This is a genomic window from Hymenobacter monticola (assembly GCF_022811645.1).
GTDB classification, from domain to species: Bacteria; Bacteroidota; Bacteroidia; order Cytophagales; family Hymenobacteraceae; genus Hymenobacter; species Hymenobacter monticola.
The window spans coordinates 1,203,245-1,215,382 of sequence record NZ_CP094534.1 but is presented as its reverse complement, the minus strand read 5'-3'; the positions used below and the strand labels follow the sequence as shown (position 1 = coordinate 1,215,382).

Annotated in this window: 6 protein-coding genes; 4 read left to right on the top strand and 2 right to left on the bottom strand. The window is 65.6% G+C overall.

Annotated features, from left to right (window positions below):
• Positions 1–60: 60 nt before the first annotated feature.
• The 4 genes from MTP16_RS05195 to MTP16_RS05180 all read left to right on the top strand — a co-directional run bounded on the left by MTP16_RS05195 (position 61) and on the right by MTP16_RS05180 (position 4,591).
• Positions 61–1,302: an AAA family ATPase gene (locus tag MTP16_RS05195; protein WP_243516498.1), complete on the top strand. Its 1,242-nt coding sequence runs from the start codon at positions 61–63 to the stop codon at positions 1,300–1,302.
• On the top strand, positions 1,299–2,051 hold the full coding sequence (locus MTP16_RS05190) for an HNH endonuclease family protein (protein ID WP_243516497.1): 753 nt from the start codon (positions 1,299–1,301) through the stop codon (positions 2,049–2,051). Before MTP16_RS05195 ends, MTP16_RS05190 begins: the two co-directional genes overlap by 4 nt.
• Before the next feature lie 11 nt (positions 2,052–2,062).
• The gene (locus MTP16_RS05185) at positions 2,063–3,259 is read left to right on the top strand and encodes a glycosyltransferase (protein WP_243516496.1); all 1,197 of its coding nucleotides are present in this window, start codon (positions 2,063–2,065) and stop codon (positions 3,257–3,259) included.
• Positions 3,260–3,331: 72 nt separating this feature from the next.
• Positions 3,332–4,591 (top strand): lipopolysaccharide biosynthesis protein, encoded by a 1,260-nt coding sequence (locus MTP16_RS05180; RefSeq protein ID WP_243516495.1) that lies wholly within the window; start codon positions 3,332–3,334, stop codon positions 4,589–4,591.
• A 211-nt stretch (positions 4,592–4,802) separates the two neighbouring features.
• Here the strand turns inward: MTP16_RS05180 and MTP16_RS05175 are convergent, their stop codons facing one another.
• Together MTP16_RS05175 and MTP16_RS05170 are read right to left on the bottom strand one after the other, a co-directional pair.
• Positions 4,803–8,384 carry a DUF7948 domain-containing protein gene (locus MTP16_RS05175; RefSeq protein ID WP_243516494.1) on the bottom strand — a complete coding sequence of 1,194 codons (3,582 nt, stop codon included), beginning with the start codon at positions 8,382–8,384 and terminating at the stop codon, positions 4,803–4,805.
• 222 nt (positions 8,385–8,606) lie between these two features.
• The gene (locus tag MTP16_RS05170; RefSeq protein WP_243516492.1) at positions 8,607–12,128 is read right to left on the bottom strand and encodes a DUF7948 domain-containing protein; all 3,522 of its coding nucleotides are present in this window, start codon (positions 12,126–12,128) and stop codon (positions 8,607–8,609) included.
• Positions 12,129–12,138: the final 10 nt, after the last annotated feature.

The window sequence follows — 12,138 nt, the reverse complement described above, 5'->3', positions numbered from 1 at the left end:
TTGTGCCTATACAGGTACAACAGGGTTTATCTTTGTCAGGCTGCCAAACCGTTGTTTTCTATGATTACCCGTCAGGAATTTCCCTATCTGCAAGAACTGGTCATCAACGATGCCTACGCTGTGAAGAACCTGCGCGTGCCGTTGTTCGAGCCGGGCCAGGAGTTCAAGCACTTGGTGCTGACGGGGCGGAATGGGTCGGGGAAGACGACGGTGCTGAGAGCTTTAGTCAGCATAATACGCCACGATGCTGCTAATGGGCAAGTGGCGAAAGTAAAGGTTCGCCAACTGAAACAAGCAGTAGTAAACGGCCAGAATCCAGAATACAATTTGATTTGGCAGAGTGAAATTGACAAGTTGAACAAGGTCGAGCCACACTTTACTAGTAGAAATAACAAAGAATATAATGGCTTTGCTATTATTGATAAACAAGTCATTCTCGCATTTTTTGAAGCTACACGTAAAGTATATGTTAAAGACGTTACCACTATCGCCCGTGAAGACACATTAGAAGCTCAGCTTTTACAGCCAGAACCAAACCAATCCCCAGCCGAATTCTTCAAACAATATCTGGTTAATAAGAAAGTATTCCAGGTATTCGATACCATGGAAGGCAAATCAGAGGGCGCTAAGCAGCAAGAGCTATTCTTCACCAAGCTTGAAGAAACCCTCGCCAAAATCTTTGAAGACCCCGGCACCAAGCTCGAATTCGTGCGCGAGAGCTTTGAGTTTTACATCAACCTTTCCGATGGTCGTCGCTTCACCTTCAACCAGCTTTCCGCTGGATTCTCTGCTTTTTTGAGCATCCTCACTGAATTGCTCATGCGCGTGGACCTGCTGCGCAAGCAAGCCAACAACTACAGCTACGACCCTTGCGGTTTCGTGCTCATCGACGAGCCCGAAACGCACCTGCACCTGGAAATGCAGTACCAGATACTGCCGCTGCTGACGAACCTGTTTCCCAACCTGCAATTTATCGTGGCCACGCACTCGCCGGCCGTGGCGTCGAGCATCAAGAATGCCACGGTGTTTGACCTGAGCACCGGGCAGGCTATGGGCGACCAAGCGGCCGGTTCATCGTTTTCGGAGTTGATGCAGACGCATTTTGGGTTGGAAAACGAGTATTCCAACGTGGCGGATAAGATTCTGGAAGAGGTAACCGAAATCGGGCAGATGGCTGACCGGGCGGCGGCACTAGCGCGGATGCAAAAGCTGCTGGCAGAACAGGGGCGCTACATGTCGCCGGTGCTGCGCCTCGACGTGCAGGCCCAATTACTGCACTTGCAACGGGAGCAGGCCGCATGATTAGTCTCCAGCGCCCGCCCGTGCCGGCCTCGCTGAATACACCGGCCATGCAGCAATACGTAGCCGACTGCGCCGCCTACGCGGCCGCCTGTGCCGCCGCGCCCGACCCGGCCACGGTACCCCTGCCCGCCAAGCCCGGCAGCTACCGGGGCTCCGATGTGCTGCAAGCCTTCGATACGTACTTCTTCAGCAAATGCTACCTGACGGAACAGTGGCACGGCAGTTCCTACGAAATGGACGTGGACCACTTCGTGCCGGTTAATCAGAACCCGGCACTAAAATTTGATTGGAACAACCTGTTTCCGGCCGCGCACAAGGCTAACATGATGCGCCCGCGCCAATGGCCGGCCGGCGGCTTGCTCGACCCTTGTCAGGATAATGTAGAACGGAGGCTGGAAGCGACTATCGGGCCATTGGGGCGCGACCCCTTTTTTGAGGCTGCTGACCCCGCCGACCAAGCTGCACAGAACACGGCCGACTTACTGAACCTCTTACATAATGGTCGAATAGGCGATGAGGCATCTCGCTTAAACACAAAGCATTTGCGCGTAGCTATCGCCAAGCAATACCACGCAGTAACGCAGGCAATTTTGCGGTTTCAACAGGCGCAGCTCAGTGGAAATCCGCAACGGCTGGCTAATGCCAAGCGCGAATTGCGAACGTTGCTGTCTCGTCAATTACCATTTACTCAGTTGATGCGGTCGATGGACCCTGTAGTAGAATACGTGCCTGTTGACTTGCTCGATTAGTTTTCAACGTTTTGAAAATTCTCCACCTTCCCAAGTGGTACCCCAACCGCTACGACGACCAGGACGGCGACTTCGTGGGCCGGCACGTGGCGGCCATTGCGGAATTTGGCGGAGTGGAGGGCGCGGTGCTGTTTGCGGCCGTGGCGCGCGGCCCGCTGCCGGGGCTAATTGACGCGGAGGAGGACTTCACCGGCCCCGTGCCCACGCTGCGCTACTACTATCGCGCCGCGCCCACAGGCATCGGCTTCGTGGATAAGCCGCTGAAGCTGCTGCTGTATTTCTGGTGCTTGCTGCGGGGCTACCGGCGGCTGCGGCGGCACTGGGGCGGCCAAGCGCCCGACGCGGTGCACGTGCACGTGTTGCTGCGCACAGGCCTGTTTGCCTGGGCACTGCAGGCCGTGCGCGGCATTCCCTTCGTCATCACCGAGCACTGGACGCGCTACCTGCCGCCGCGGGCATCCGGCATCACAAGGCTGCGCCGCTGGCTGACGGGCGCGGTGGTACGACGCGCGGCGGCCCTGCACACCGTGAGCGCCAACCTGCGCGACGCCTTGGCCGCGCTGGGGGCTGCCAACCCGGTTTCGGTGGTAATTCCCAACGTGGTGGATACGGCGCTTTTTCACCCGGCTTCGGCTGCTGTTCCGCAGCCCGGACGCACGCTGTTGCACGTGGCGGCCTTCAACGAAGCGGCCAAAAACCTGTGCGGCTTGCTGCGCGCTGTGGCCGGGCTGCGGGCCGCGTGGCCGGGCCTGCGCCTGCGCATCGCCGGCTACGGACCCGACGAAGCGCAGGTGCGGCAAACAGCCGCCGACCTGGGCCTGTTGGCCGATAGCACGGCCGTGTTTATGGGCAAGCTGGACCACCCGGCCGTGGCCGCTGAAATGCGCCAAGCCACCGGCTTCGTCCTGTTTTCCAACGTCGAAAACCTGCCCTGTGTGCTCATCGAGGCCCAAGCCAGTGGCTTGCCCGTGGTGGCCACCCGCGTGGGCGGCGTGCCCGAGCTGGTGCCCGACGGCAGCCCCTTCGGCCAACTGGTGGCGGCCGGCGACGAAGCGGCCCTGGCCTCGGCCTTGGCAAAACTGTTGGCCGATGCTGAAAGGCAGCCCGCCGATGCTGCCGGCATGGCCGCCACGGTAGCCGCCCGGTTTGGGTACGCAGCAGTTGGGCAGCAATTTGGGGCCTTATACCGACGCGTGCTGGGGTGCTGAACTTGGAATTTGCGCCTGCCGGATAGGTAAAGCCGCGCGCGTGGCGTTCTTTCGTGCCCGCTTCTCCTTGCCATGCTCAAACGCATCCTTCACCACTTCGCGGCGCGCGTCCTCACGGCGGGGCTGAGCTTCGCGGTGGTGTGGCTCACGGCGCGCTACCTGGGCGCGGCCGGGCGCGGACAGGTGAGCTTATTCTATACCGACATGTCGGGGCTGGTGCTGCTGGCCGGGCTGCTGGGCGGCTCGTCGCTGATATACCTGGTGCCGCGCCGCAACGTGTGGCATCTGCTGCCGCCCGCCTACGGCTGGGCGCTTGTAGTTAGCGGCGTGGGAGCCGGGGTAGTCGGGCTGATAAGGCCGGTTTCGCTGGAATACGCCCTGCATTTGGCGGGCGTCACCCTGGCCCAGATTCTGCTGTCCATCAACCTGTTTCTGCTGCTGGGGCGCAAGCGCGAGCAGACCTATAACGTGCTCACTACCGTGCAGGCGGTGCTGCTGGCCGGGGCATTGGCGCTGGCCTTCGCAGCGGCGCACTGGCTGAGCATCGACGCTTATTATTACGCCAACTACCTGGCCAATGGCCTGCCCTGGCTCATCAGCACGGTGCTGCTGCTGCGCCTGCCCGATGCCTGGGAACGCCGCCGCGGCCGGCGCCGGGCCGTCACCCGCGAGCTGATGCGCCACAGCCGGGGCGCCCATTTTTCCAACTTGGTCACCTTTGCCAACTACCGGTTTGGCTACTACGCCGTGGCCTACCTATCTGGCAATAAGACCCTGGGTATCCTCTCCGTGGGCGTGGCGCTGGCCGAGGCCATCTGGCTGATTCCGCGCAGCACGGCACTTATTCAATACGTGGCCCTGGTGAATGCCGCCGACAAGCACGGCCAGACGCACGCGGCCCTGCGCAGCAGCCGGCTCACGCTGCTGGCCACCGCCGTGGCGGTGCTGGTACTGGCGGCCGTGCCCCGGGCGTGGCTGGCCGCTATTTTCGGTCCTGAGTTTGGGGCGGCACACGGCGTCATTCTGGCGCTGGCGCCAGGCATTTTGTTCTACGGCGCCGCCATGCAGGCCAGCACCTATTTCAGCAGCATGGCACGCTACGGTGTGAACAACCGCGCCGCCCTGCTGGGCTTGGCCGTGACGGTGCCGGCCTGCCTGCTGCTGGTGCCCCGCCTGGGCATGGTGGGCGCGGGCCTAGGCATGTCGGCCTCCTACGCGGCGGGCGGAACCTACCTGCTGCATCATTACCGCCGCGCCATTGGGGCGTCTTGGATGGATTTGCTGCCCGATTGGAAGGACTTGACGCAGGGCTTGAGGGGAAAGGCAGAATAAAGGCCTGTCATTACAAGGCCGCAGGCCATGGCTCCCGAAGGACAGCGTAACAAATCCGTTCTGTTCTCAGCGAGCAACCTCCTAATGTGACAAAGCCTAATAAAAAGCCCCGGCATTGTGCAGTCCCGGGGCTTTCTGGTAAAAGGCAGTTTTGGTTTTGACAGGACAGGCTGCCACGGCCTGCGGCCTCGCAATGACAGCCTCTTACTCCTTACCGCACCACTTCCACCCAGCCTTTGAGCTTGCGGCCGTCGGGGTAAGTGAGGAGGTAGTAATACACGCCATCGGGCTGGCCTTCAGCCTTCCAGTCGTCGCGGTAAGCGGGGGCGTCGAGCACCTGCTGGCCCCAGCGGGAGAAGACTTGCAGGCGCGGCGGGCAGTCGGGGCCGAGGCGGAAGAACTGGTTCTGGTCGTCGCCGTTGGGCGTGATGATGTTCGGAATGCGCTGCTCCCGCACCTCAACCACGGGCAGCGCGGCCTGGGTTTCGCACTTGTTATTGTTGTAGCGCAGGCGCAGCAGGGGGCGGTAGGTGCCGGCCGCGGCATAGGTGTGCGTGGGGTTGGCGTCGGTCGACTGCGTGCCGTCGCCAAAATCCCACACCACGCTGGCCGGGGAAGGAATGCCCGAGCCGGCCAGCGTGAAGCGCAGCGACAGTGGCGCAAAGCGGGTTTCGGGGCAAAACACGGGCGCCCAGGTAGGCGCCAGCTGGGGCACTGCGGCAGTGGTAATGCGTTGCGTAGTAGTGCCTGCGCAGCCCGCGCTGTTGGCGTAGCTGTAGGTGAGCGTGGCGGGGCCGGTGAAGCCGGCCGGTGGCGTGAAGAAAAAGCCCGTGGCCACCGAGCCCGTCACGCCCGGCCCGCTAAAGGTGCCACCCGCCGGCGCCCCCCGCAGCCGGAAGGCTTGGGTGCTGCCTGGGCAAATGGCGGTATCGGCCAGCACGGTGGGGGCGGGAATGTTGGCCAGTAGCACCGCCTGCGTGGCCGTGGCCGTGCAGTTGTTGGCCGTCACCGAGTAAGTTAGCTGATAGGTGCCGGCCGCCAGATTAGGTGTGAAAAAGAAACCCGTCGCCACCGAGCCCGTCACGCCCGGCCCGCTGAAGGTGCCGCCTGCTGGCGTGCCCGTGAGCCGCACGGGCGCCAGGACGGGGGCGCCGGGCGCGGGCAGGCAGTAAGCCTGCTGTGGCAGGGGGGCAAAAGTAGCCGCGGGCGGTGGAGTCACCGTCACGCGGCGGGTGTCGGAAGTGGTGCACGCCCCCGTGCTGATGACGGTGTAGGTGAGGGTTTGCACGCCCAGCAGCGCCAGCGAGGGCGTGAACACGAAGCCCGTTGCTGCGGAGCCCGTCACGCCCGGCCCGCTCCACACGCCGCCGGCCGGCGCGCCCACCAGCGCCACCGGCCCGGCCGTGGCGCACACCGTTTGGGCCGAGCCGGCATTGGCAATGCTGGGCTGGAAGTTGAGCACAAACGAGGCGTTGTTGCAGGCCACGTTGAAGGTGGTACCGGAAAAGCTGTTGTTGGTGGCCGAATAGTAGTTGGCGCCCGGCGGAATGGGAAAGCCGTTGGTTGAAAAGCAGGAGCAAACCGCCTGGTACACAATGCCGCGCGGGTCGAAGCGCGAAGTGCCGCCGTCCACGTGCTCGCCTTCGGTGCCGGGCGTGGGGTCGCCGTAGAAGGTGGCGTACGCCAAGCTGGTGAGGCCGGCCGAAAACTGCGCCAGGTAAAAATCAGACCCGTCGGTGGCGGATTGGGCGGCGTCCGGCGTGGTGGGCAGGCCGGTGGTGTAGCCATTGAAATCCATGTACGGATAACCGCTGTTCACCTGCCCGCCCCAGCCGCACACGTACACCCGGTCGCACTGGTCCACCAGAAAAGCCGTGGGGTCGAGGTTGACGAGGTAGCGTTGCGCGGGGTCGGTGCTGCCGAAAACCGTCGAGAGCAGGCTTTGCCCCAGATTGGCGTCGAGCTTCTGAATGAATTGCGTAGCGCCGGGCGTGTTGTACAGGCCGGCCGTCACCGGAAACTGCCCCACCGTCTGGCCCAGCAAATACACCCCGCCATCGGTGCCCAGCTGCAGAAAATAGGCCTGGTCGTAGTCGGCCGTGCCCACGTAGGTGGAGCGCACCACGCTGGTGCCGTTGGCCGCAATGCGCGTCACGAAACCATCCACGTTGCCCGGTCGGGTGGGGCGGTAGGCGCCCGCCGTGGTGGGAAAGTTCGGGCTGAGCGTGCCGCCGGCCACGTACACGTCGCCGCTGGTGGGTTCCAGCTGAATGGAATAGGCCCCGTCGGCGCCGGAGCCGCCCAGGTAGCTGCCCCAGGTCAGGGCCGAGAGGCCGGGGTTGAGCTTGCACACCACCCCGTCGGAGGTGCCGCCGCGGTAGGTGCTGTTGAAGCCGCGGGCCATCGGAAAATCCAGCGACGTGGTGTGCGTGGCGATGTACACATTGTCGGCCGCGTCCACAATGATGTCGCTCCGAAACGGGTCGCCGTAGTTGTGGGCCAGCTGCGGCGTGTTGCTGTAAGCCGACGTGTTCGCATTCACCGGCAGCAGGCCGTCGTTGCCGCTGCCGCCCAGGTAGGTCGACGCCAGCAGGGCCGAGCCGTTGGCGCTGAGCCGGCTTATAATCAAGTCGGAGCCGGTAGGAGAATCGTAAGGATAGCCGCCGAAGCCGAACGGCGTCGCAGTATTGCCGCCGCCCCGGAAGGTGCGCTGCAGCGCCCCGGTCGTGGTCGGGAACGCCGTGGCCGACCCCACCACGCCCGTCGAGCCCGTCGAGCCCAGAATCAGCAGCTCGCCCTGGCTGTTCACCACCAAGCTGTGCGGAAAATCGGCCCCGTCGCCGCCCAAATAAGTGGCCCACACCCGCGCCGCCGGCCCCGTCGCGCTGGTGTTGTACTTGATAACGCCGATGTCGAACAACCCCGCGAAGAACGTTTGGTAGGCCCCCAGACTGGTCGGGTAGCCCGGGTCGAACACGATGCCGCCGGAATAGAGGTTGCCCTGCGCATCGTAGGTCGCCGTGAAGCCCCAGTTGTCGGCCGTGGCGCCGGTGTAGGTGGCAAACACCACCACCGGGTCGATGGTCAGCGGGCGCCGGTGGTCGTACTTGCCCAGGTCGAAAGTCACGGTCTGGCCGGTCAGCACGTAGCGGCAGGGCACGGCTTGGCGCCGGCCGGCGGCATCGGCCTGCCAGGCCTGCGGGGCCCGTTCGGTGAGGGTGCCCACGCTGGTGCGCACCAGCAGGTTGCCGGCGGCGTCGAGGCGCAGGCCGTCGGCGCCGTCGTGGCGCAGGGCAATGGCTTCGGCCCGGGCCCCAGGCGCCAACACGAAGTCGTATTCCAAGTGCTGGTCGGCGCTTTCGTACACGCGGGCGCTCACGCCCGGCCACAGCCCGGCGTAGCGCAGCTCGCGGAAGCTGCGCACGTCGGCGGCCCAGCGCTTGGCGTTGCCGCCCAGGAAATAGTTGCGGTGCTCGGCGGTGGGCGTTTCGGCCGTCACGGTGGCCGGCGCGGCGCCCGCAAACCGCAGCTTCAGGGCGTGGCCGCGGGCGGTGCTGTCGGCCGGGGGCGGGGCCGCCTTGCCGGCGCCGGAGTGCCCCCGACGGGCGGGGCCGCCGTCGGCCAGCAGCGAGAAGGTGAGCCCATCGGCCTCGGCAAACAAGCGGCCGCCCGGCAGCTGGGCCTCGTAGCGGGCGCGGGCGTCCCATTGGCCCTTGTTCTCAATGAATTCGAGGGTGTGGTTGGCCGGCCCGGCGTGTTCGCTGGCCTGGCCGAAAGCCTGCGCGGCCGTCAAGAGAAAAAGCGCAGAGGTAGCAAGAGGTAGCCGTATAATCATCAGGAGCGAAAGGAACGAGTTGGATAGAACGGGGTATGGGCGGGGCTCGCCCCCGCTCGGTCGTTGGCGCCGTTTCAACGGATTCGTTCAAGCGACCGGGCGGGGGCAAGCCTCGCCCCTACATCGTTCTGGTAAAGATAAAGGCCCAAAAAGAGGAACCGCCGCCCGGCCCGCGGCCTGCTAGCGGCGCACTTCCACCCAGCCCTTCACCTGGCGGTTGTCGGTGTCGCGCAGCAGGTAGTAGTAGATGCCGTCGGGCAGGCCGCTGGCGTCCCAATCATACTTATACTCATTGGCCTGGTACACGCGCTGGCCCCAGCGCGAATACACTTCCAGCGAGGCGGGCAGGCAGCCGATGCGCGGCTTGAAGGTCTGGTTCAGGTTGTCGCCGTTGGGCGTGATGATGTTGGGCACCAGCACTTCGCCCACCTCCACGGGCGCGAAGCCAGTGAGCACCTCGCAGTTGCCGTAGCGGGCCTGTAGCTGCACGCGGTAGGAGCCGGGCTTTTCATAGAGGTGGGTGGGGGTGGCCTCGGTGCTCGTCTGCCCGTCGCCAAAGTCCCAGCGGTACGTGGCCTTGGGCGCCAGCAGCACCGGCGTCAGCAGGCAGTTGAAGGGGGCCAGGCCGGCGTACTGCGGCAGGGCAGCACACACGGGCAGGTTCAAATCCACGTTTTGGGTGGAGGTGGGCGCCAGCACCACCGTGCGCTGCACCTGCGTTTGGCAAGGGCCTTCCGTCACGGTGTAGGTGAGGGTGAACACGCCGCCGCGGTTGTTGGTGTTGGGCGGCGTGAAATAGCCGCTGGCCGATACGCCGGGGCCACTCCACACGCCGCCGGCCGGCGCGAAGCCGCGCAGCTGGAAGGGCTGGCGCTGGTCGGCGCACAGGGTGGTGTCGCGGCCGGGCGTGGCGGTGGGCGGGCGCGTCACCACCACCTGCCGGGAGGTCACGCCGCAGCCCAGCGAGTCGCTCACGGTGTAGGTAATGGTGTGCGTGCCCGGGCCCGCCGCCGCGGGGTTGAACGTGCTGCCGCTCATGCCGGGCCCGCTCCAGGTGCCGCCCGCGGGCTGGGCCGTCAGCGCCACGCTGGCGCCCGCCGTGCACTGCGGCGGCACCACCGCCATGGCCGGGGCCACGGGCGGCGCCACCACGTAGCGCACGCTGCGGGTGCTCACGCAAATGCCCGTGGAAGCCACCGAGTAAGTAATGTTGTACTGGCCGGGGCCCACCGCGGCGGGCACAAACCGGTAGCCGCCGCCCGCCACGGCCTGTACCCCGGGCCCGCTCCAGGTGCCGCCCGTGGGCGTGCCGCCCAGCGTCACGGCTCCGCCGTCCACGCACACGTAGCGGCGCGGGCCGGGGTCGGCCGTGATTTTGTCGAAGGTCATTTTGAAGGCGCCGTTGTTGCAGTTGGCGCTGCCGTTGCGGGTGGTGTAGGTGCCGGCATCGGGCAGCACGGGAAAGCCCTGGCCGCCGCCGCAGCTGGCGCACATGGCCTGGTACACCACGCCGCGCTTGTCAAAGCGCGAGGTGCCGCCGTCCACGTGCTCGGCCCCGCCGCCAATTTGCCCGAAAAAGGTGGCGTACTCCAGCCCCGTCATGCCAGCCGCAAACTGGGCCAGGTAAAAGTCGGAGCCGTCGGTGGCGCGCTGCACGGCGTTGGTCGTGGAGGGGAGGCCGAAGGTGCTGCCGCCCAGCCAGTTGCCCAGGTCGTTGTCTTCGCCGCCCCAGCCGCTCACGTACACCCGCTCGCAGTCGTCGACCAGAAAAGCCGTGGGCACAATGTTGGGCCCCACCGGGTTGCCGCCGCGGCTGCCAAAGGCCGTGCTGTAGATGCTGGCCGTCAGGTCGGGGTTGAGCTTCTGAATGAAGAGCGTGCCGTTGGGGCTGCCGTACAGGCCCGGCGTGGCCGGAAACTGCCCCATGGTTTGCCCAAATAAATACGCGTTGCCGGCCGCGTCGAGCTGCAGAAAATGCGCTTGGTCGTAGCTATTCGTGCCGATGTACGTCACCCGGTCCAGCGTCCGCCCGTCGGCGCTGATGCGGGCCGCGAAGCCATCGGTGCCGCCCTGCGGGCCGGCGCGGTAGGCGCCGGTTGTGGCCGGCAGCGTGGGCGAGGTGGTGCCGCCGCTCACGTACACCCGGCCCTGCGCGTCGCGCTGGATGGAGTAGGCCGCGTCTTCGCCCGAGCCGCCCAGGTAGCCGCCCCACAGCACGGCCGTCAGGTTGGGGTTCAGCTTCACCACCAGCGCATCGCCGCCCGCTGCCGATGCCAGGTTGAAGCCGTTGCTCAGCAGCGGGATGCTGCGCGAGGTGGTGTTGGAGGCAATGTACACGTTGCCGGTTCCGTCCAGCAGCACGTCGCCACGGAACACGTCGCCGTAGTTCACGGCCAGCTGCGAGCCGCCGCGCTGCACCCCGTCGTTGCCGGCCCCGCCCAGGTAGGTGCTGGCCTGCAGCGCGCTGCCAGCGGCGCTGAGGCGCGCTATCACCAGGTCGGACCCGTTGGGCATCATGTACTGCGACGAAGTAATCGGGGCGTTGAAGGGGTTGAGGCCCGTGCCGCCGCCAAAGGTGCGCTGCGCTGCGCCGGCCGTCGTCGGAAAATTAGGCGAAGACGTGCTGCCCAGAATCACCAGCTCGTTCTGGCCGTTCACCACCAGGCTGTGCGGAAAGTCGGCGCTGTTGCCGCCCAGGTAGGTGGCCCACACCCGCGCCGACGACCCCGTCACGGCGGTGTTGTATTTGATAAACGCCATGTCTTCCAGGCTGCTGGTGGTGGTCTGGTAGGCGCCGTTGGTGGTTGGGTAGCCCGGCCCGAAAGCAATGCCGCCGGAGTACAGGTTGCCGGCCGCATCGTAAGTCGCCGTGAAGCCCCAGTTGTCGGCCGCCGAGCCGGTAAGGGTCGAGAACTGCACCGACGGGTCGATGGTGAGGGCGCGGGTGCGGTCGTAGCTGCCCAGGGCGAAGGTCACGGTGGTGCCCGTGAGCACAAAGCGGCAAGGCACGGCTTGGCGCCGGCCGGCAGCATCGGTTTGCCAGGCCTGCGGGGCGCTTTCCGTCACGGTGGCCACGGTGGTTTTCACCACCAGGTTGCCGGCCGCGTCCAGGGCGAGGCCGCTGGCGCCGTCGTAGCGCAGGGCCACGCGGGCGGGGTTGGCGCCCGGGGCCAGCAGCACGTCGTACTCCAAGTGCTGTTGGCGGTTTTCGTACAGCGTGAGGCCGATGCCGGGCCAGAGCTCCTCGTAGCGCAGCCGGCGGTAGGCCGCCACGTGGCTGGCCCAGCGCTTGGGGTCGTTGCCTACAAAGTAGTTGCGCTCGCCCTCGGTGCGCGTCTCGGCCGTGAGGCGGGGGCGCGCGTTGGCTTTCTCAAAATGCACGGTGTAGGCGTGGGCTGCCGCGCCCACGGGCTGCGCCGCCGACGGGGCCCCCGCCTTGCCCGTGCTGTGGTGGTGGCTCAGCAGGGCCGGGTCCACGAAGGTGTAGGTGAGGGCATTGCGCAGCACAAACAGCCGGCCCGACGGCAGGGCCGCTTCGTAGCGCACCGGGCTGGCCCACTGGCCCTGGTTCTGAATGAACTCCAGACTAGGGCTGCCGGGCTCGGTGCCAGCGGCCCGGCCGGGCTGGGCCGAGAGCAGTGCAAAAAAGAACAGCGGCGTTGCGAGAAAGCACCGGCCAACCACGCGAAAAGGTACGGGCATAGAAGCAGCA